An 18,818-nucleotide genomic window follows, 5' to 3' on the forward strand; every position below is an offset into this window, starting at 1 on the left:
TCCTTCAGACCGTTTCACCGGCCCTCCGGGCTTTCCCTTCGTCGTGTCTCCGACTCTATCAGACGCTTTCCAGTGCCTGACCCCCAGTCAGCGGGGCTTGTCTTTCCGGCTGTTCGGCCGTTCCGACGAGTGAGACATTAGCTGAACTTCGGCGGTCGAACCAAATCGGCCGCTTTCCGTTCCCGCCCCATTCCGAATGCGCACAAGTGAACGCCACGGCATGCCGTAGTCGCTCGTTTGTTTGCTGCGGAATGGCTGTCCGGGGACCGACCGGAGTCGGCGCTCACGCTCGGACAACCCGGAGAACGTTACGCACGGGTCCGGAGAGTGTCAACTCGGTGCCCTGGCGGTGGCCGGAGGGCTACTGTGGGTCGTATGACATCGCATGCGTGCACCTCTCAGTGGTGGGCCGCCTAGGGCGGCCAGGAGGTACGTATGCATCCAACGGCCGCCGCCTCGGCGGCCGTTTTCTGTTGTCCCGGCCGCGGTGGGCGGTGGTCCCGCGAACCCGACCAGGACCAGGAGACAGCAGTCATGACGCGGATTTTCAGTGGGGTCAAGCCGACCGGGCACCTCACCTTGGGGAACTACCTCGGCGCGATCCGGCGGTGGGCGGACGAGGACCAGCACCGGGCGGAGTCGCTGTTCTGCGTGGTCGACCTGCACGCGCTCACCGTCGACCACGATCCGGCGCGGGTGCGACGGCTCACCCGGCAGGCGGCGAGCCTGCTGCTCGCGGCCGGGCTCGATCCGCAGGTGTGCACGGTGTTCGTGCAGAGCCACGTCGACGAGCACGCGCGGCTGTCGTACGTCATGGAGTGCGTGGCCACCGACGGTGAGATGCGGCGCATGATCCAGTACAAGGAGAAGTCCGCGCGGGCGCAGGCGGCCGGGCAGAGCGTACGGCTGTCGCTGCTCACGTACCCGGCGCTGATGGCGGCGGACATCCTGGCGTACGGCGCCGACGAGGTGCCGGTCGGCGAGGACCAGACGCAGCATGTGGAGCTGACGCGGGTGCTGGCGGAGCGGTTCAACCAGCGGTACGGGCGGACGTTCGTCGTGCCCCGCGCCGTACGGCCCGCCGTGGCCGCGCGGGTCATGGACCTCCAGGACCCCACCGGCAAGATGGGCAAGTCGCACGACGCCACCGCCGGGATCATCTACCTGCTCGACGAGCCCGACGCGATCACCAAGAAGGTGATGCGGGCGGTGACGGACAGCGGGGCCGGCGAGGTGGAGTACGACCGCGAGGCGCGGCCGGGCGTCGCGAATCTGCTGGACATCCTGGCGGCTTGTACGGGCAAGGAGCCGGAGACGCTGGCCGGGGAGTACACGGCGTACGGGGCCCTGAAGCGGGACACGGCGGAGGCGGTGGTGGAGCTGCTGCGGCCGTTGCGGGCGCGGCACGCCGAGTTCAGCGCCGATCCGTCGTACGTGGACGGGGTGCTGCGGGACGGCGCGGCGGCGGCGCGGGCGCTGGCCCGGCCGACCGTTGACGCGGCCTACCGGGCGGTGGGGCTGCTGCCGCTCACGTAGCCGCGGCCGTATCCGTCCTGCTCCCGTGCCGCCTCGCTACCCGCGGCCGTATCCGTACTGCTCCCGTGCCGCCTCGCTACCCGCGGCCGTACCCGTCGAGCCGGGTCATCCGTTGCCGGAGGCCAGCTCGCGGCTGCGGTCGCGGGCGGCTTCGAGGGCGGCGAGGAGGGCGGCGCGTACGCCGTGGTTCTCCAGCTCGCGGATGGCGTTGATGGTGGTGCCCGCCGGGGAGGTGACGGCTTCGCGGAGCTTGACCGGGTGCTCGCCGCTGTCGCGGAGCATCACTGCGGCGCCGATCGCGGACTGGACGATGAGGTCGTGGGCCTGCGCGCGCGGGAGGCCGAGCAGGATGCCCGCGTCGGTCATGGCCTCGACCAGGTAGTAGAAGTACGCGGGTCCGGAACCGGACAGGGCGGTCGCGGCGTCCTGCTGCTTCTCCGGGACGCGGAGGGTCTTGCCGACCGGCTTGAAGATGGCCTCGGTACGGGCGAGGTGGGCCTCGGTGGCGTGGCGGCCCGCCGAGATCACGGACATGCCCTCGTCCACGAGCACGGGGGTGTTCGGCATGACGCGTACGACCGCGATGCCGTCCGCGAGCCGCTCCTCGAAGAAGGCGGTCGGGATGCCGGCGGCGGCGCTGATGACGAGGCGGTCGGCCGGTACGTGCGCGGCCAGCTCGTCCAGCAGGGCGCCCATGTCCTGGGGCTTGGCCGCCAGGATGAGGGTGTCGGCGGCCTTGGCGGCCTCGGCGTTCGTGACGGCCTCGACGCCGTAACGGGCGCGCAGTTCCTCGGCGCGTTCGGGGCGGCGGGCGGTGACCAGCAGGTCCTCCGGGGCCCATTCGGCGCGGATCATGCCGGAGAGGAGGGCTTCGCCGATTTTGCCGGTGCCGAGAACGGCGACTTTCTGCTTCTGGGCGGTCATGGGGTCATCTTCGCAGGGGCGGACGGGGCAAGCGGGCCGCGTCCGCCCTTCGGTCGTACGTCCGGTTCAACCCGGGGTGGCTCTGCTCAGGTGGTGCGGCTCAAGTGGTGCGGCTCAAGTGGTGCGGCTCAAGTGGTGCGGCTCAGGTGGTGCGGCTCAGGTGGTGCGGCGGCGCAGGGTGGCCGAGCCCAGGCCGAGGGCCAGGAGGGCGCAGCAGGCGACGATGATCAGATCGCGTACGAAGTCGCCGGTGACACCCGTGTGGTGGACGATCTGGGTGGTGGCGTCGGCGGCGTACGACATGGGGAGCACGTTCGACAGGCCGCTGAGGACCGGCTGCATGTCGCCGCGCGGGACGAACAGGCCGCAGAGCAGGATCTGCGGGAGCAGCACGGCGGGCAGGAACTGCACGGCCTGGAACTCGCTGGACGCGAAGGCGCTGACGAACAGGCCGAGCGCGGTGCCGAGGAAGGCGTCGGCGAGCGCGGCGACCAGCAGCAGCCACGCCGAGCCGGTGACGTCGAGGCCGAGCGCGAGCACGGACAGGCCGGTGGCGAGCGCGGCCTGGACGACGGCGACGGCGCCGAACGCGAGCGCGTACCCGGCGAGCAGGTCGGCCTTGCCCAGCGGCATGGACAGCAGCCGCTCCAGGGTGCCCGAGGTGCGTTCGCGCAGCGTGGCGATCGACGTGACCAGGAACATCGTGATCAGCGGGAAGATGCCGAGGAGCGAGGCGCCGGCCGAGTTGTACGTCTGCGGGCTGGCGTCGAAGACGTACTTCAGCAGTGTCAGCAGCACGCACGGGACGACGAGCATCAGGGCGATCGTGCGCGGGTCGTGGCTGAGCTGGCGCAGGACGCGGCGGGCCGTGGCGAAGGTGCGGTCGAGGTTCATCGCGCGGTCGATTCTGTGGGGGTGGACTCGGCGGATTCGTTGGCACTGGCACTGGCTTGTGCGGGGGGCTTCTGCTGAGAGGCGCCGCTCGCGCCCTCGGCCTGGCCGCCCTTGGCGTCGGCGCTCTTGGCGTCGCTCGCGCCGCTGGCTTCGTCGTTGGCCGCGTCGACCAGGCGCAGGAACGCCTCTTCGACGGTGTCGGAGCCGGTGCGCTCGCGCAGTGCGTCGGGGGTGTCGTCGGCGAGGATGCGGCCCTCGCGCATCAGCAGCAGGCGGTGGCAGCGTTCCGCCTCGTCCATGACGTGCGACGAGATGAGTACGGTCGCGCCGCGCTCGTCGGCCAGCCGGTGGAACAGTTCCCACAAATCCCTGCGGAGCACCGGGTCGAGGCCGACCGTCGGCTCGTCCAGCACGAGCAGTTCCGGCTCGCCGAGGAGGGCCACCGCGAGGGAGACCCGGCCGCGCTGGCCGCCGGAGAGGTTGGCGGCGAGGCTGTCGGCGTGCGACATCAGGTTGACGTCCGTCAGGGCGCGTTCGACCTGGGCGGCGCGGTCGCGGTGCGCGATGCCGAGGACGGCGGCGTAGTAGTCGAGATTCTGCCGGGCGGTGAGGTCGGAGTAGACCGACGGCGCCTGCGTCACGTATCCGAGGCGCGGGCGCAGGCTGCGGTGGCCCGCCGGGTGGTCCAGCACGTTGAGGGTGCCGGTGACGTGGGCCTGCGAGCCGACGATCGCTCGCATCAGCGTGGATTTTCCGCAGCCGCTCGGTCCGAGGAGGCCGGTGATTCGGCCGGGCGGGAGGGTAAAGGAGAGGTTGTCGAGCACGGTGCGGCCACCGCGTACGACGCGGAGGCCGGCGGCCTCGATGGCGGGTCCGGGGGCTTTATTCATCATGTGATGAATAAACACCCGTGACGGGGTGCGCGTCAAGCCGTGCTCCTCCGGAGGGGGTGGGTTTTCGGGGGGCCTGGCGGCGGCTCGGTGGGTGGCCGGGGTTCCTGGGTCGGGGGGCCTGGTCGGGGGGCGGTGTTTCTGGGCCGGGGGGTCGGTGTCCTCATCCGGATGGCCGGGGTTCCTGGGCCCGGGGGTCGGTGTCCTGGTCGGGGGTCCGGGGTTCCTGGGCCGGGGGTCGGTGTCCTGGTCGGGGGTCCGGGGTCGGTCAGGGTCATCCCCTATGGCGTACGCGGTGGGGGCGAAGGATCGTTGCGGTATGAGGCGTTCATCCCGAGAAGTTGCTGCATCGCGCGTTGAGAAGCGGCAGTTGGCCGTGGCCTCGGCGACGCTTGGACCTTGGCGGCCGGCCGCTGCCGTCGGTGCGATCGGGGGTGGGGTGTCACTTGCCCTGCACCTCGTGCACGGGCACTTCGGGCTCGGCATTCTGGCCGGGGCGCTGTCCGTGGGCGCCCTGCTCTTCTACTGCGTGGGCGGGGCCGGGGCGGTGCTCGGGTACTCCGGGGGCGCGCGGGGGCGGGATCACCGGATACGGAGGTGGGCGCGGGAGCATCCGTGGCGGGTGGCGGCTGTGCCCGGGGCGCTCATGCTTGTCAGCGACTTCGTTATTCGGGAGGTCCTGACAAGTCAGGGGTTCTTCGGGTCGCTCTGGACCGGGGTCTGGCACGGGGCTGTCGTGGCGGCTGTCGTGGGAGCCGTCGGGACCGTTTCGGCTGCGCGGCGTGCCTGAGGCTTTGACGTCTTGAGCGCTTCAGGTCTTTTGAGCGCTTGACGTTTCTTGAGCGCCTGACGTCACCCGTGTCGCATTGTCGGCGCACCTCGGTGCCTGGGGGGTCTTTCCCCCCGGGCGCCTTTCCTTTGCCCACCGCCCTGTCCCTGGTGTCAGTCCCGGCGGGGCCCGCAAACAGGGCTACCGGCAGAAGGAGCCGCCGGGCGGCATGTTTGCCGAGCCTGATGATCACGGGCTGGGCCGCTCACGCGGTGGGTTCACCACCAAGCTCCACCCGGCGGTGGAGCAGGGTCAGAAGCCCATGGCGATCGTGATCACGGCAGGACAGTGCGGGGACTCGCCACAGTTCGAACCCGTGCTCGGCTCTCGCGGCGGCCGACCGCCGCGTTTCGACCCTGTCGACTACCGCGAACGTCACGCTGTCGAGTGCGGGATCAACCGGCACAAGAGGCACCGCGCCGTCGCCACGCGGTACGACAAGCCCGCGGTCCGCTACGAAGCGACTGTCCTGGTCGCTGCCATCAACGAGTGGCTGTGACCCCTGCCGTCATACGGCTGGATCCACGTTCCACGTCTCCGGCAGATCGCCGCCGCAGAAGACGCAGACGAAGTCGCCCTCGCGCACGATGTTGTGCTCCTGGCAGTCGGGGCATCGCCGGAACACGATCTCGTGGGTGAAGCCGGAGGGCCGCCCAAGTTCTACGTCGTCCAGAGCATGAGCGACTGCCGACCAGGAGGTGACGTCCGGGCAGTATCCGGTGGACTGGTTGCTGACCTCGCCCACCATCCACCGGTCTGCCTCGCGCACGAAGCTGATCTCGCCAGCACCCAGAACCATGTCCCCGCCAGCGCAGGCCACGTGCTCGCTTCGCCGCGGCGCCAGCCGAAGCACACCATCCGTCCCGACCACGAAGGTGAACGGGTCGGCCAACTCTGCCACCGATCGCTCAGCGACCCAGCCGTCGAAGTCAGCCGCCGAGCTGATCCGGCACCCGCCGCTGCCAGACCGGACCGCAGCCTTCAGCTCCACCGGTCCCACATATCGGTAACTCCGCCCCCGCACGCTCACATCAGCCAACCTAAAACACTTCCGACACACGCCCTATTAGGCGTCAGGGTCAGCCCGCACTCGAAGTCCTCGAGCGGCAACGGTGCCAGTTCCTCGGCCTCGGAGCGGTAGCTGAAGCCGATCGACGTCAGTCGGCCCTGCAGGATTCGCTCGTCCTCTGCGGCGTCGATCTCGGCAATCCCCTCGTTCACTTCGGGCGGGAGGCTCATGGGTCGGGCGCGGGACGGAGAGGCAATTGGGATCGGGGGGTTGGGTGGGGGGCGGGGATAGGTTGGGGGGATGGGGGAGTTGGGGTGGGTGGAGGGGTGGCCGGGTGGGGGGATTCGGACGGGGCGGCTCTGGTTGAGGGAGCCGGAGGCGGGGGATCGGGGGGCGGTGATTGAGCTGTTCTGTTCGGCGGAGGTGGGGACCTATGTGGGAGGGCCCCGGGAGCGGGACGAGATGGAGCGGGCGGTGCCCGAGACGCCAAGGCGGCGGCACGGGCTCTTCGTGGTCGACCTCGACGGGGCGATGATCGGCATCGTCACGATCGACCGGCACGGCGCCGGGAGCAAAGGGCACGTCCGTCCGGAGGGCGAGGAACCCGAACTCGGCTACATGTTCCTGCCCGAGGCGTGGGGCCACGGATACGCCACCGAAGCCTGCGCGGCAGCGCTCAACTGGGCCGCCGAAGCGCTCCCCGGCGAGCCGGTGGTGCTCTGCACCCAGACCGCCAATACGGCATCGCTGCGCGTCGCGGAAAAGCTTGGATTCACCGAGGTCGAACGCTTCGAGGAGTACGGCGCCGAGCAGTGGTTCGGCCTGTGGACGCGCCGAGGGTGACCCCGCGCAAATAACCCCCTCCCCCCTCAGCCACAACGGACAGGCGGACGCCGACGGGCGAGGAGGGGACGGGCCGGGGTGCCCCCGCAGGGGGACGAACGGACAAGGCCAGAAGCAGGCGCAGGTGCCCGCACGTTCGTCGCCCGAGGAGGTGCCCCGGACCGGCACCGACCCAGGCACAAGCGGCACCCGCACGGAGGAGTAGAGGGGTTCGAGTTTTTCACCGACCGCGCGAGGCGCGCCGTGGTGCTGTCCCAGGACGAGGCCATCGCCCTCGCGACATGACTTCATCGGTACGGAGCACATCCTGCTCGGCTTGCTGGCGGCGGGAGAAGGCCGCGGCCTCGAGGTACTGGCGGCCCTGGAAGTGGAACCCGCCGGCCTGCGCCAAGCGGTACTCACCCGGGTGGCCAGGGAGACGTCATAGCGACGACCGGGATATGCGCCCACCGCCCGGCCGGACAGGCCCTAGGACCGGCGGCGTCCCGAGGCGGTCGTATGCTCGGCTCGGTGCAGCGCCTCCCCCGGCGCTTCGGTGAAGGCCCGAAGGAAATAGGCGAGGAGCACGCCGAGAAAGCCGATCGCCAGAAGCCCCTGCTCGGCCCCCGCCTCCCGCCGCCGCGAAAACCCCCGCCACGTCCGCTGGAAAGCGAGAGCGCTGCACACGGCGAACCCGGCCACCGCCAGAAAGGTCACAAAGGGGCCGACGTCTGCGTCGGCCAGCCCCTGAAAGCCGAACCGCAGCACCGCCGCCCCCACCCCGATGGCGACGAGGGACCCGACCGCGAGCCCGGCCCGCCGCCAGGCGTATCCGCCGTCGTGCGCGACCCACGTCGTCCCGAAGAAACGGATCGGCTCCGGCCGCGGCACCCCCTCAGCCGCCCCGCCGACGGCGTCGCCCCCGCCAACCCGCCGCTTCACTTCGCTCACCTCGTCCACGCCATCGATTATGACCCAGAACGGGACGTTCCCTGACACACCCGTTCGGCCGACGGTCGACGAATCGCACGACGCGATGCGTTTTCCTGACGATATGTCAGACATCCGGTCAGACGTCCCCCCGGCCTCGCCCGGGCTCCGACGCCGTCCCCCCGCCCCCCACCTCCTCCTCGGCCTGGGCGCCGCCGCCCTCACCGCCGCCGCCTGCACCCTGGCCGCCGGGTCCGGCGCGGCGACGGCCGCGGGCCCCCGCGCGGCCGAGGCGGCGACCAGCTCCCTGGTCGACCTCACCCTCGCACCCGCCCCGCCGCTCGGCCTGAGCGCCTTCCACGGCCGGTACGGCCACGCCTCCTCCGCCCCGGACGGCGGCCCGGACGGCGGTGACTTCTCCGACCCGTCCGGCGTGCTGTCGCACCTGACGGTGATCGGCGCGGTCACGGCCCGTACGGACGCGGGTCCCGGCAAGACCTCCGCGCAGGCCCAGGCGGGCGGCTTCACGCTCGGCCTGAACTCCAAGGACTTCGTCAGCGTCGGGTCGCTGGACGCGTACGCGGAGTGCGTACCGCCGCCGGTGGGCCCGTACGCGCTCGCGTACGCGCGGACGGACGGCGGGGTGATCGACGTACTCGGCCACACCGTCCCGGTCGGGACGACCACCTTCGACGTGACCGGCGCGGAGATCGGCGCCTCCGGCATCGGCGGCGGCACGCTCACCGTGACGTACGAGCCGTACCAGCACCCGCCCGGCGGCGCCCCGACCGCCGCCACCAGCGCGGACGCGGGCGTCGACATCACCGTCAGCGGCACGTTCACCGACACGAGCGGCGCCCCGGCGTACGCGGGACCGCTGGTCGACCTCCGCCTCGGCCACGTCGCCGTCACCTGTGAGACCACCACCCCGACCCCGACGAACTCGGTCGACTCGACGACGCCGGTGCCACCGACGACGCCACCGCCGACCACCGCGACCACGACGCCGACGACGCCCACCCCGACCGGCCCGGAAACCGGCGGCACGACCCCACCGCCCACTACCTCGCCGACCACCCCGCCCACGACGCCACCGACCACCCCGCCCACCACCCCGCCCACGACGCCACCGACCACCCCGCCCACCACCCCGACCACGACGTCACCGACCACCCCGCCCACCACCTCCCCGGACCCGTCGGGGACGGCCGGCACCACTCCCCCGCCGACGCCCACCGGGACCTGGACCACCCCCGGCGGCGACACCCTCCCGCACACCGGCGCCGAGGTCGGATGGGCAGCGGGACTCGCCGGCGGATCGCTGCTCCTCGGCGGCTTCCTCGTGTTCAGGACCGCCCGGGCGAGGCGCGGTCGGCACCTCTGATTTGGCATATGCCAGCGTCATTCTCTGCCCAGGGGTCATACTTACTGTCCATGGAAGGAAAATTAACGGCGCACGCCGCTGAGAACCCCGCGCGGCAGGAGCGATTCCGCACGCTGGCGCGGTATCTGATGACGCACAGCCTCCGCCGCACACTCCCCGCGCACCTGCGGGTGCGCAGGGACGTGGCGGTGGTCGTGGACGACCGCACGGTGGCCGAACCGGACATCGTCGTGGTCGGCGCGGAGGCGGAGAACGTTGTCGTCCTCGCCGTGGAAGTCCTGCCCGCCGACGCCGACGAGAGCGAGCCTCACCCGTACGAGGAAGCGGGGGTCACGCACCTGTGGCGCGTGGAGGAGGACACCGAGACCGAGCGCCCGATGGTCTACGTGCACGAGTGGGATCCGGCCTCGCACTCGTACGCCCTCACCGGCGTGCACCGCGAGGAGCTGACCGTCCAGGTCCCGTACCGCATCAACGTCGACCTCACGGGCATCGACCACCTCTGACCGTCGACCCCGTACGCGTGCGCGTAAACGTGCACGAACATGTGCCCGTCCCCGCACGGATACGCGTACGTCCAGGCACAGCGCGGCCGTACGCACGACGCCCCCGCACCGGGTCACGGTGCGGGGGCGTCGTGCGTGCGCTGCCGGTGTCAGCGCTCCAGCTTGGTGATGTCGCGGACGGCGCCGCGGTCGGCGCTGGTGGCCATGGCCGCGTAGGCGCGCAGGGCCGTGGAGACCTTGCGCGTGCGGTCGCGCGGGGCGTAGACGCCGCCGAGGGCTTCGCGGCGGGCGGCCAGCTCCTCCTCGGACACCAGGAGTTCCATGGAGCGGTTGGGGATGTCGATCCGGATGCGGTCGCCGTCCTCGACCAGGGCGATGGTGCCGCCCGAGGCCGCCTCGGGTGAGGCGTGGCCGATGGACAGGCCCGACGTGCCGCCGGAGAAGCGGCCGTCGGTGACCAGGGCGCAGACCTTGCCGAGGCCGCGGCCCTTGAGGAAGGACGTGGGGTAGAGCATCTCCTGCATGCCGGGGCCGCCGCGCGGGCCCTCGTAGCGGATCACGACGACATCGCCGGGGTTGACCTGCTTGGCGAGGATCTTGTCGACGGCCTCTTCCTGCGACTCGCAGACGACGGCCGGCCCCTCGAAGGTCCAGATCGACTCGTCCACGCCCGCGGTCTTCACGACCGCGCCGTCCAGGGCGAGGTTGCCGCGCAGCACGGCCAGGCCGCCGTCGGCGGAGTAGGCGTGCGCGACGTCGCGGATGCAGCCGCCCGCGGCGTCGGTGTCCAGGGTGTCCCACCGCTCGGACTGCGAGAACGCCTCGGCGGAGCGCTTGCAGCCGGGCGCCGCGTGCCACAGCTCGACGGCCTCGTCGGAGGCGGAGCCGCCGCGCACGTCCCAGGCGTCGAGCCACTCCTTGATGGAGGGCGAGTGGACGGTGTGCACGTCCTCGTTGAGCAGCCCGCCGCGGTACAGCTCGCCGAGGATGGCGGGGATGCCGCCGGCCCGGTGGATGTCCTCCATGTAGTACGTGCCGCCGGGCGCCACGTTCGGCGCGACCTTGGCCAGGCAGGGGACGCGGCGCGAGACGGCGTTGATGTCGTCCAGGCCGTAGTCGAGCTCGGCTTCCTGGGCGGCGGCCAGCAGGTGCAGGATCGTGTTGGTGGAGCCGCCCATGGCGATGTCGAGCGCCATGGCGTTGTCGAAGGCGGCGCGGGTGGCGATGGCGCGCGGCAGCACGGACGCGTCGTCCTGCTCGTAGTGCCGCTTGGTCAGCTCCACGACGGTGCGGCCGGCGTTCTCGTACAGCGCCTTGCGGGCGGTGTGCGTGGCCAGGACCGAGCCGTTGCCGGGCAGGGCCAGGCCCATGGCCTCGGTGAGGCAGTTCATCGAGTTGGCGGTGAACATGCCGGAACAGGAGCCGCAGGTCGGGCAGGCGTTCTCCTCGATACGGAGGATGTCCTCGTCCGAGATGTTCTCGTTGACGGCGTCCGCGATGGCGTTGATCAGGTCCAGCTTGCGGACGGTGCCGTCGACCAGCGTCGCCTTGCCGGCCTCCATGGGGCCGCCGGAGACGAAGACGGTCGGGATGTTGAGGCGCAGCGCGGCCATCAGCATGCCCGGGGTGATCTTGTCGCAGTTGGAGATGCAGATCAGCGCGTCCGCGCAGTGCGCCTCGACCATGTACTCGACGGAGTCGGCGATCAGGTCGCGGGACGGCAGGCTGTAGAGCATGCCGCCGTGGCCCATCGCGATGCCGTCGTCCACGGCGATCGTGTTGAACTCGCGCGGCACCGCGCCCGCCGCGAGGATCGCCTCGGAGACGATCCGGCCGACGGGCTGAAGGTGCGTGTGACCCGGTACGAACTCGGTGAAGCTGTTGGCGACCGCGATGATCGGCTTCCCGATGTCGCTGTTGGCGACGCCGGAGGCGCGCATCAGCGCGCGGGCGCCCGCCATGTTGCGGCCGTGGGTGACCGTACGTGACCTCAGCTCGGGCACGGTGTCCACTCCCTTGGGTTCACTTGGCTCGTACTGCTCCGTACTAGAGCATCGAGGGTACGCCCGTCGCCCAGGATCCGGACGTTCGGTCCGGTATGCGGGACGTGCGGTCCCATGGGGCTGTACGGGGGCGGGGTCCTACGGGTGGACGTCGGCGGCGGTGAGGTAGCGCTGGAGGACCGGGCCGACCATGGCGACGATGTCCTCGGGGTCGGCGGAGGCCATCGGCTCCACCCGCACGATGTACCGCAGCATGATGATCCCGACGAGCTGGGCGGCGGCGAGCTGCACGCGGAACTCGGCGTCGGGCACGTCGAGGCCGCCCGCGAGGCGGGCCAGGACGCGGCGGCTGACCAGGCCGCGGAAGACCGCGGCGGCCGTCTCGTTGGTGACCGCGGACCGGACGATGGCCAGCAGCGGCTCGCGCGAGACCGGGTTCTCCCAGATCCGCAGCATCAGCCGGGCCACCCGCTCGCCCATGCCGTCGACGCCGCCCGCCACGACGAGGTCGGGGATGTTCATGGCGGGCGCGAAGGACAGCTCGATGGCGGCGCCGAAGATCTGTTCCTTCGTGCCGAAGTAGTGGTGGACGAGGGCGGAGTCGACGCCCGCCGCCTTGCCGATCGAGCGGACGGAGGTCTTGTCGTAGCCGCGGGCGGAGAACTCCTCGCGGGCGGCGGCGAGGATACGGTCACGGGTCTCGGCGGTCCCGGCCTTGGTGCCCGCGGGACGGCCGCGGCGGCGGCCGGCCGGCTTGCCGGACTCCTGGGGGCCCTCGGATTCCTGGGGCCCGTCGGGTTCCGGGGAGCCGGGGGACGCCTTCGCCGTACTCACGCCGGACCACCGCCGACCGGCGCCGGTGTCGCGTAGTGCAGCCGGGTGAAGGCCAGCGCCTCCGCCAGGTCCGCCTCGCGCTCGGCCCTCGACATCGCCCGCCGGGTGGTCACCTCGACCACCACATGGCCGTCGTAGTCGCTCGCCGCCAGCGCCGCCAGCAGCTCCGCGCACGGCAGATTCCCGCGCCCCGGCACCAGGTGCTCGTCCTTGGCGGAGCCCGTGCTGTCGCCGAGGTGGACGTGCACCATCCGCTCGGCCATCCTCGCCATCAGCGCGAACGGCTCGGTACGGGAGGTCGCCGCGTGCGAGAAGTCCACGGTCAGGTGGCGGTAGTCGTCGTTGGCGACGTCCCAGTCGGGCGCGTACGCCTGCATCTCGCGGTCCCGGTAGCGCCACGGGTACATGTTCTCGACCGCGAACCGTACGTCCGTCTCGTCCGCCATCCGCCAGATCCCGGCGACGAAGTCCCTGGCGTAGCCGCGCTGCCAGCGGAACGGCGGGTGCACCACGACGGTCGAGGCGCCCAGCGTCTCGGCCGCCGCGCGGGCCCGCTGGAGCTTGACCCACGGGTCGGCGGACCAGACGCGCTGCGCGATCAGCAGGCACGGCGCGTGGACGGCCAGGATCGGCATCCGGTGGAAGTCCGACAGGCGGCGCAGCGCGTCCACGTCCTGGCTGATCGGGTCGGTCCACACCATCACCTCGACGCCGTCGTAGCCGAGGCGGGCGGCGATCTCGAAGGCGGTGGCGGTGGAGGCCGGGTAGACGGAGGCGGTGGACAGGACGATCTTCGACGTGCCGCCGCGGGGCCCCGCGGCGGACCCCGCGGTCGGGGCGAGACGTTCCCGCGCGTGCTGCGCGCGCTGCCCCGTACGCCATTCGCGTCTCAGGGCGGCGTCCGTCGTCCGGCCGTCCGTCTTCCGACCCGCTGGTTCAGCCACGGGAAACAGCGTACGGCGGCGGCCGGGGCGGAAGGGGCAGGTGCCGGGGGGTGCGGAGGGACTGTCGCCGATCTCACGGCGGGGCGCGGCGGGCGCGGCGGACCGGCTCAGTCGCCCCAGCGGGCCAGGGCCGCCCCCGGTCCGGCGTCGTTCACCATCAGGTCGAGCTTGCGCAGGATGACGCCCTCGCGCAGGGCCCAGGGGCAGATCTCCAGCTCCTCGACGCCGAAGAGGTCCATCGCGGCGTCCGCGACCAGGGCGCCCGCCAGGAGCTGCCCGGCCCGGCCGACCGAGACGCCCGGCAGGGTGCTGCGCTGGGCCGCCGTCATCTCCGCGAGCCGCGGCACCCACTCCTCCAGCGCGCCGCGCCGCAGCCGGCGCTGGGCGTACAGGCCGTCGGCGGAGCGGGCCGCGCCCGCGAGCCTGGCGAGCTGCTTGAACGTCTTGGACGTGCCCACCGCGTGGTCGGGCCGGCCGAAGCGGGCGAAGTCCGGGACCGTACGGGCGATCTCGGCGCGTACGTGCCTGCGCAGCGACCGTACGTCGTGGGCGGTCGGCGGATCGCCCGGCAGCCACGTACCGGTCAGGCGTCCCGCGCCGAGCGGCAGGGACACGGCCGCGTCCGGGTACTCGTCCATGCCGTAGCCGACCTCCAGCGACCCGCCGCCGATGTCCAGCACCAGCAGCCGCCCGGCCGACCAGCCGAACCAGCGGCGTACGGCGAGGAACGTCAGCCGCGACTCGTCCTCGCCGGACAGGACGGTGAGGCGGACGCCCGTCTCCGCGTCCACCCGGGCCAGGACGGCCTCGCCGTTCGCCGCCTCCCGCACCGCGGAGGTCGCGAAGGACAGCACGTCCTCGGCGCCCTTGTCCTCCGCCACGCGCAGCGCGTCCGCGATCGTGGCGACCAGGCGGTCGACGCCGGCGGCGCTGATCGCGCCGTGCTCGTCGAGGAGTTCGGCCAGGCGCAGCTCCGCCTTGTGCGAGTACGCGGGGAGCGGGCGCGCGCCCGGGTGCGCGTCCACCACCAACAGGTGGACGGTGTTGGAACCCACGTCGAGCACTCCGAGTCGCATGGGCAAGACGCTAGCGCGCCGACGTGGGTGTCCGTTCCGCGGGCCGCGCGGGGCCGCCGGGCGGTGGCGCGTGGGCGATCCGCGACCCGTTGGCGACCATTCGGCGCATTCCGGTCTTACTCTTGGGCGCGTGGCGAAGGTGAAGGCCCTCAAGGCCAAGAAGAAGAGTGCAGGCACGGTCCGCGACGAGGTGGGGCTGGACTTCGCCCGCGCCTGGGTCGAATTCGCCGATCCGGCCGACGAGGAGCAGGTCTTCCGCTGCGACCTCACGTGGCTCACCTCGCGCTGGACGTGCGTCTTCGGCAGCGGCTGCCAGGGGATCGTGGCGGGGCGCGCGGACGACGGGTGCTGTTCGCTGGGCGCGCACTTCTCGGACGACGACGACGAGAAGCGGGTGGCCGGGCATGTGGCCAGGCTCACGCCGGAGACGTGGCAGTTCCACGCCGAGGGCGCCGACGGCGCGTGGGCGATGGAGAACGAGGAGGGCGAGCGGCAGACGCGTGTCGTGGACGGGGCGTGTGTCTTCTCCAACCGGGCCGGGTTCGCGGGCGGCCAGGGGTGCGCGCTGCACGCGCTGGCCCTGCGGGAGGGGCGCGAGCCGCTGGAGACGAAGCCGGACGTGTGCTGGCAGTTGCCGATCCGGCGGACTTTCGACTGGGTGGACCGGCCGGACGATTCGCGGGTGCTGGTCGTGTCGATCGGGGAGTACGACCGGCGGGGGTGGGGGCCGGGGGGCCACGACCTGCACTGGTGGTGCACGTCGGCGACGTCCGCGCACGGTGCCGGTGACCCGGTCTACGTGTCGTACCGCCCGGAGCTGACCGAACTCATGGGTCCCGACGCCTACGCCATGCTCGCTGCGCTGTGCGAGTCCCGACTGTCCACCCCCCACCTTCCTCTTCTGGCCCCCCACCCCGCCGACCCCGCTGCCCCCGCTTCCTAGGGCCCTCTTGTGCGTGGGGGCGGCTGGGGGTTCGGTCCGGGTACCGTCCGGGCGCCCTCTTGTGCGTGGGGTCGGTCCCGGTACGGGGTACCTCCTCGAGCTGCGTGCTGCCTGCTCCCGCGCATCCGTCAACGCCCTGTCGGCACGCAAATCTGCGGGGGCACCCCGCACCGTCCCCTCCGGTACGTCGGCGCCCGACGGTCCGTGGGGGTGGATGGGGCCGGGCACGGGGGCTGCGGGGTGGGTGACGCCCCACACGGTGGCCAAAGGGGGCGTGTTCGATGTTCGGGGAGGCGCTTTGCGGGGTGTCCTCAGCCGAGGTGGCGGAGGGTGTCGGAGATGGTGGACCGGAAGGTCTGGAGGGCGTGGAGGCCGGCGGTGTAGCGGTCCTGGTGGGCGGCGATGTCGGCGGTCTGCTGCTGGGCGCGTACGGCGTGCAGGAGTTGGGCGGTGTGGTGGCGGCGCTGGCAGGTGACGTCGGCGACGGCGGTGCGCCGCTCGGTCGGGGTGTGCGTGGTGTTGCCGTCGCTGCCGCGATGCCACGCCTTGTCCCCGAAGGCCGCGAGCGGGTCGGAGTAGCGGGCGAACCCCTGGCCGGCCACGCAGCGGGACCACGCGTCCCAGGCCGCGAGCAAGCGGGGATCGCGTTTGACGGCCTTGTCGATCTCGACCGAGCGCGTGCTCGCGTAGAGCCAGTCCCGCTTGACGTCGATCCCGCGCATCAGCCGCCGGTTCGCCTCCACGTTGCAGGCCGGAAAGTCCGCGTACTCGGCCTGGGTCATCCGACGGCCCTGCGGCCGCGTGGGAGTGGACTTCGCCGGGTCCCATCCGTAGCCCCAGCGGCTCGCGTTGGTCATGTCGAGTGCGCCGTAGCCAGTGCTGACCGCGGTGAGCATGGTGGGGTCGACGGGGTAGCGCGGATCGAGCGGAAAGTCCGCGTGCCCGCGTTTCGCCATGCACTGCCGGACCAGCAACGCCGTTGCCCGCTTCTCCCGTTGGTAGTCCTCGGGCGTGTAGTCGTAACGATCCGCCGGAAGCGGCCCAAGCCCCACCGTCGCACGGACCGCCTCCGCCCGCTCCGGCCCCGAGGCACCCACCCCCGCCAGCACCGCCACCCCCACCACGGCCCCAAGCCGCCACCCCCGCGTCCCCATGCCCCCGGATGCTAGCCCCCGCCCCACCCGAGCCCACCCACCCCCCTCCGCCCCCACCGGCCCGTCGGACGCCGACGTACCCAAGCCCACCCACCCCCCTCCCCCCCTCAGCCACAGCGGACAGGCGGACGCCGACGGACCGGGAGGGGACGGGCCGGGGTGCCCCCGCAGGGGGACGAACGGACAAGGGCTGGACGTCATCGAAGTGCGGGCACGTTCGTCGCCCGAGGAGGTGCCCCGGACCGGCACCGACCAGGCACAAGCGGCACCCGCAGACGAAGAAAGCACCCGCACGGGTGGGCGGGTGGGCGGGCGGGAAAAATAAGCAAGATGAGGACACACGCGGTGATCGCCTCGCCCGTAGGCGACCTGACAGTGGTCCGCGAGGGCCCCGCCCTCGTAGGGCTCTACTTCGAGGGCCACAAACGAAGGCCCAACGAAACCACCTTCGGCGAACGCGCCGACGAATCCTTCGACGACGTACGCCACCAGCTCAAGGAATACTTCGCCGGAACCCGGCACACCTTCGACCTCGCACTGACCCCGGAGGGCAACGAGTTCCAGCGCCGCGTCTGGACCCTGCTGACCCGCATCCCGTACGGAGAAACCCGCTCCTACGGCGACCTCGCCCGCCAGCTCGGCGACATCTCCCTCTCCCAGGCCGTCGGCGCCGCGAACGGCCTGAACCCCTTGTCGGTGATCGTCCCGTGCCACCGCGTGGTGGCGGCCGACGGAAACCTGCGCGGCTACGCGGGCGGCCTCCCCCGCAAGCGGTACCTGCTGGAACTGGAGGAGCCCGACGCCGCCTCGGCGGACCGCCTCTTCTGAAGCGGACCGCAGTTCCGCGGCGAACCGCACCTCCGAAGCGGACCGCAGTTCCGCGGCGAACCGCACCTCCGAAGCGAACCGCAGGTCCAAAAGCCCCCCGCGAAAGCCACCTCACGTTTCGGCGCCCCCACGCGTTTACCCCATGTGAGCAAGCCACTGTTCGAACAGATCGTGACCGACCACGGGCCGATGGTGCTCCGGGTCGTCCGGGCCGTCGTGGGCCCGCACGACGCGCAGGACGCGTGGTCGGAGACCTTCCTGGCCGCGCTGCGGGCGTACCCGGAGCTGCCCGCGGACGCGAACGTCGAGGCGTGGCTGGTGACCATCGCGCACCGCAAGGCCGTCGACATCACGCGGGGCAACGCGCGCCGCGCGACACCGCTGGCGGAGCTGCCCGAGCGGGCGAGCCGCACCGGGCGGCCCGAGGACTGGGACCCGGATCTGTGGACGGCGCTGAAGGCGCTGCCGGAGCGGCAGCGGCAGACGGTCGCGTACCACTACCTGGCGGGCCTGCCGTACAAGGACATCGCCGCCGTGACGGGCGGCAGCCCGGACGCGGCGCGCAGGGCCGCCGCCGACGGGGTGAAGGCCCTGCGCCGCAGCTATCCGCGGGACACCGCGGGAGGAGGAGACCCCTCATGAAGGACGCGAACGACACGAACGACACGCAGGACGTGCGGGACGTGCGGGACGTGCGGGACACGAACGACTCGGCCGCCCAGCTCCTGGAAGCCCTCGCCGCGCAGGACGACGCGACGATGGACCGGCTCCACGAGCGCCTGGCGGCGGAAGCCGGGCAAGCCGGGCTGCTGGACGTCGCGTACCGGACGCTGGACAGCCCGGTGGGCCCGCTGCTGCTGGCGGCGACCGAGAAGGGCCTGGTGCGCGTGGCGTTCGCCGTGCAGGACCACGCGGCGGTGCTCCAGCAGCTCGCGGACACCATCAGCCCGCGGGTGCTGCGCGCCCCGCGGCGGCTGGACGCGGTGAGCCGCCAGCTCGACGAGTACTTCACCGGGCAGCGCCGCGGCTTCGAAGTCCCCCTGGACTGGCGGCTGTCGAAGGGCTTCAGGCGCGAGGTGCTGACGCACCTGCCGGACATCGCGTACGGCAGGACGGCGAGTTACGCGCAGGTGGCGGCGGCGGCGGGCAGTCCGCGGGCGGTCCGCGCGGTGGGTACGGCGTGCGCGCTCAACCCGCTGCCGCTGGTGGTGCCGTGCCACCGGGTGGTGCGCTCGGACGGTTCGGCCGGGCAGTACGCGGGCGGCGCCGACGCCAAGCACCTGCTGCTGGAGCTGGAGACGGCCGCCTGAGG

Annotated in this window: 21 protein-coding genes; 10 read left to right on the forward strand and 11 right to left on the reverse strand. The window is 72.0% G+C overall.

Annotated elements, in window-relative coordinates:
* Nucleotides 1-534 precede the first annotated feature (534 nt).
* Nucleotides 535-1,536, forward strand: a complete 1,002-nt coding sequence (gene trpS, locus ACIOC1_RS27570) for a tryptophan--tRNA ligase (protein ID WP_401856641.1) — start codon at nucleotides 535-537, stop codon at nucleotides 1,534-1,536.
* Between the two features lie 105 nt (nucleotides 1,537-1,641).
* Here trpS and proC read toward each other — a convergent pair whose 3' ends face one another.
* The 3 genes from proC to ACIOC1_RS27585 all read right to left on the reverse strand — a co-directional run bounded on the left by proC (nucleotide 1,642) and on the right by ACIOC1_RS27585 (nucleotide 4,247).
* Entirely contained in the window at nucleotides 1,642-2,460 is an 819-nt protein-coding gene (gene proC / locus ACIOC1_RS27575; RefSeq protein ID WP_401856642.1) for a pyrroline-5-carboxylate reductase, read from the reverse strand.
* A gap of 156 nt (nucleotides 2,461-2,616) precedes the next feature.
* Nucleotides 2,617-3,354: an ABC transporter permease gene (locus ACIOC1_RS27580; protein WP_355350226.1), complete on the reverse strand. Its 738-nt coding sequence runs from the start codon at nucleotides 3,352-3,354 to the stop codon at nucleotides 2,617-2,619.
* Complete coding sequence (locus tag ACIOC1_RS27585) at nucleotides 3,351-4,247, reverse strand: ABC transporter ATP-binding protein (protein WP_401856643.1); 897 nt, start codon at nucleotides 4,245-4,247, stop codon at nucleotides 3,351-3,353. Before ACIOC1_RS27585 ends, ACIOC1_RS27580 begins: the two co-directional genes overlap by 4 nt.
* Before the next feature lie 995 nt (nucleotides 4,248-5,242).
* Between ACIOC1_RS27585 and ACIOC1_RS27590 the strand changes: the two genes are divergently transcribed.
* Nucleotides 5,243-5,572 (forward strand): hypothetical protein, encoded by a 330-nt coding sequence (locus ACIOC1_RS27590; RefSeq protein WP_401856644.1) that lies wholly within the window; start codon nucleotides 5,243-5,245, stop codon nucleotides 5,570-5,572.
* 9 nt (nucleotides 5,573-5,581) lie between these two features.
* Here the strand turns inward: ACIOC1_RS27590 and ACIOC1_RS27595 are convergent, their stop codons facing one another.
* On the reverse strand, nucleotides 5,582-6,058 hold the full coding sequence (locus ACIOC1_RS27595; RefSeq protein ID WP_401856772.1) for a hypothetical protein: 477 nt from the start codon (nucleotides 6,056-6,058) through the stop codon (nucleotides 5,582-5,584).
* Between the two features lie 41 nt (nucleotides 6,059-6,099).
* Nucleotides 6,100-6,294, reverse strand: a complete 195-nt coding sequence (locus tag ACIOC1_RS27600) for a hypothetical protein (RefSeq protein WP_355350217.1) — start codon at nucleotides 6,292-6,294, stop codon at nucleotides 6,100-6,102.
* Between the two features lie 88 nt (nucleotides 6,295-6,382).
* Between ACIOC1_RS27600 and ACIOC1_RS27605 the strand changes: the two genes are divergently transcribed.
* Both ACIOC1_RS27605 and ACIOC1_RS27610 read left to right on the forward strand, forming a co-directional pair.
* Nucleotides 6,383-6,925, forward strand: a complete 543-nt coding sequence (locus tag ACIOC1_RS27605; RefSeq protein ID WP_401313855.1) for a GNAT family N-acetyltransferase — start codon at nucleotides 6,383-6,385, stop codon at nucleotides 6,923-6,925.
* 316 nt (nucleotides 6,926-7,241) lie between these two features.
* Entirely contained in the window at nucleotides 7,242-7,352 is a 111-nt protein-coding gene (locus tag ACIOC1_RS27610) for a hypothetical protein (protein WP_401856645.1), read from the forward strand.
* A 41-nt stretch (nucleotides 7,353-7,393) separates the two neighbouring features.
* Here ACIOC1_RS27610 and ACIOC1_RS27615 read toward each other — a convergent pair whose 3' ends face one another.
* Nucleotides 7,394-7,855, reverse strand: coding sequence for a hypothetical protein (locus ACIOC1_RS27615; RefSeq protein ID WP_401856774.1), 462 nt, complete (start codon nucleotides 7,853-7,855; stop codon nucleotides 7,394-7,396).
* A 103-nt stretch (nucleotides 7,856-7,958) separates the two neighbouring features.
* On the opposite strand from ACIOC1_RS27615, the gene ACIOC1_RS27620 reads away from it, so the two are divergent.
* On the forward strand, nucleotides 7,959-9,218 hold the full coding sequence (locus tag ACIOC1_RS27620) for an LPXTG cell wall anchor domain-containing protein (RefSeq protein WP_401856646.1): 1,260 nt from the start codon (nucleotides 7,959-7,961) through the stop codon (nucleotides 9,216-9,218).
* A gap of 50 nt (nucleotides 9,219-9,268) precedes the next feature.
* Nucleotides 9,269-9,724 (forward strand): Uma2 family endonuclease, encoded by a 456-nt coding sequence (locus ACIOC1_RS27625; RefSeq protein WP_401313850.1) that lies wholly within the window; start codon nucleotides 9,269-9,271, stop codon nucleotides 9,722-9,724.
* Nucleotides 9,725-9,873: 149 nt separating this feature from the next.
* On the opposite strand, the gene ilvD is transcribed toward ACIOC1_RS27625, so the two are convergent.
* From ilvD to ACIOC1_RS27645, 4 genes are all read right to left on the reverse strand, one after another.
* Nucleotides 9,874-11,727 carry a dihydroxy-acid dehydratase gene (ilvD, locus tag ACIOC1_RS27630; RefSeq protein ID WP_391049609.1) on the reverse strand — a complete coding sequence of 618 codons (1,854 nt, stop codon included), beginning with the start codon at nucleotides 11,725-11,727 and terminating at the stop codon, nucleotides 9,874-9,876.
* A gap of 138 nt (nucleotides 11,728-11,865) precedes the next feature.
* Nucleotides 11,866-12,561, reverse strand: a complete 696-nt coding sequence (locus tag ACIOC1_RS27635; RefSeq protein ID WP_401856647.1) for a TetR family transcriptional regulator — start codon at nucleotides 12,559-12,561, stop codon at nucleotides 11,866-11,868.
* Complete coding sequence (locus ACIOC1_RS27640; protein WP_401856776.1) at nucleotides 12,558-13,352, reverse strand: sugar phosphate isomerase/epimerase family protein; 795 nt, start codon at nucleotides 13,350-13,352, stop codon at nucleotides 12,558-12,560. The genes ACIOC1_RS27635 and ACIOC1_RS27640 overlap by 4 nt, the downstream gene beginning before the upstream one ends.
* Before the next feature lie 260 nt (nucleotides 13,353-13,612).
* Nucleotides 13,613-14,581, reverse strand: coding sequence for a Ppx/GppA phosphatase family protein (locus ACIOC1_RS27645; protein WP_355350196.1), 969 nt, complete (start codon nucleotides 14,579-14,581; stop codon nucleotides 13,613-13,615).
* A 130-nt stretch (nucleotides 14,582-14,711) separates the two neighbouring features.
* Between ACIOC1_RS27645 and ACIOC1_RS27650 the strand changes: the two genes are divergently transcribed.
* Entirely contained in the window at nucleotides 14,712-15,524 is an 813-nt protein-coding gene (locus ACIOC1_RS27650) for a hypothetical protein (protein ID WP_401856648.1), read from the forward strand.
* Nucleotides 15,525-15,835: 311 nt separating this feature from the next.
* On the opposite strand, the gene ACIOC1_RS27655 is transcribed toward ACIOC1_RS27650, so the two are convergent.
* The gene (locus tag ACIOC1_RS27655; protein WP_401724329.1) at nucleotides 15,836-16,678 is read right to left on the reverse strand and encodes a hypothetical protein; all 843 of its coding nucleotides are present in this window, start codon (nucleotides 16,676-16,678) and stop codon (nucleotides 15,836-15,838) included.
* A 330-nt stretch (nucleotides 16,679-17,008) separates the two neighbouring features.
* Between ACIOC1_RS27655 and ACIOC1_RS27660 the strand changes: the two genes are divergently transcribed.
* From ACIOC1_RS27660 to ACIOC1_RS27670, 3 genes are all read left to right on the forward strand, one after another.
* Nucleotides 17,009-17,506, forward strand: a complete 498-nt coding sequence (locus ACIOC1_RS27660; protein WP_401856649.1) for a methylated-DNA--[protein]-cysteine S-methyltransferase — start codon at nucleotides 17,009-17,011, stop codon at nucleotides 17,504-17,506.
* Nucleotides 17,507-17,650: 144 nt separating this feature from the next.
* Entirely contained in the window at nucleotides 17,651-18,148 is a 498-nt protein-coding gene (locus tag ACIOC1_RS27665; protein WP_355342318.1) for a sigma-70 family RNA polymerase sigma factor, read from the forward strand.
* Nucleotides 18,145-18,816 carry a methylated-DNA--[protein]-cysteine S-methyltransferase gene (locus tag ACIOC1_RS27670; protein WP_401856650.1) on the forward strand — a complete coding sequence of 224 codons (672 nt, stop codon included), beginning with the start codon at nucleotides 18,145-18,147 and terminating at the stop codon, nucleotides 18,814-18,816. The genes ACIOC1_RS27665 and ACIOC1_RS27670 overlap by 4 nt, the downstream gene beginning before the upstream one ends.
* Nucleotides 18,817-18,818: the final 2 nt, after the last annotated feature.

Source organism: Streptomyces sp. NPDC088197 (genome assembly GCF_044741185.1).
GTDB lineage: Bacteria > Actinomycetota > Actinomycetes > Streptomycetales > Streptomycetaceae > Actinacidiphila.

Bases quoted from the DNA above. Each gene is read 5' to 3' on its own strand.
- trpS (WP_401856641.1), top strand. From the start codon at position 535: ATGACGCGGATTTTCAGTGGGGTCAAGCCGACCGGGCACCTCACCTTG.
- proC (WP_401856642.1), bottom strand. From the start codon at position 2,460: ATGACCGCCCAGAAGCAGAAAGTCGCCGTTCTCGGCACCGGCAAAATC.
- ACIOC1_RS27580 (WP_355350226.1), bottom strand. From the start codon at position 3,354: ATGAACCTCGACCGCACCTTCGCCACGGCCCGCCGCGTCCTGCGCCAG.
- ACIOC1_RS27585 (WP_401856643.1), bottom strand. From the start codon at position 4,247: ATGATGAATAAAGCCCCCGGACCCGCCATCGAGGCCGCCGGCCTCCGC.
- ACIOC1_RS27590 (WP_401856644.1), top strand. From the start codon at position 5,243: ATGTTTGCCGAGCCTGATGATCACGGGCTGGGCCGCTCACGCGGTGGG.
- ACIOC1_RS27605 (WP_401313855.1), top strand. From the start codon at position 6,383: ATGGGGGAGTTGGGGTGGGTGGAGGGGTGGCCGGGTGGGGGGATTCGG.
- ACIOC1_RS27620 (WP_401856646.1), top strand. From the start codon at position 7,959: ATGTCAGACATCCGGTCAGACGTCCCCCCGGCCTCGCCCGGGCTCCGA.
- ACIOC1_RS27625 (WP_401313850.1), top strand. From the start codon at position 9,269: ATGGAAGGAAAATTAACGGCGCACGCCGCTGAGAACCCCGCGCGGCAG.
- ACIOC1_RS27645 (WP_355350196.1), bottom strand. From the start codon at position 14,581: ATGCGACTCGGAGTGCTCGACGTGGGTTCCAACACCGTCCACCTGTTG.
- ACIOC1_RS27655 (WP_401724329.1), bottom strand. From the start codon at position 16,678: ATGGGGACGCGGGGGTGGCGGCTTGGGGCCGTGGTGGGGGTGGCGGTG.
- ACIOC1_RS27660 (WP_401856649.1), top strand. From the start codon at position 17,009: ATGAGGACACACGCGGTGATCGCCTCGCCCGTAGGCGACCTGACAGTG.
- ACIOC1_RS27670 (WP_401856650.1), top strand. From the start codon at position 18,145: ATGAAGGACGCGAACGACACGAACGACACGCAGGACGTGCGGGACGTG.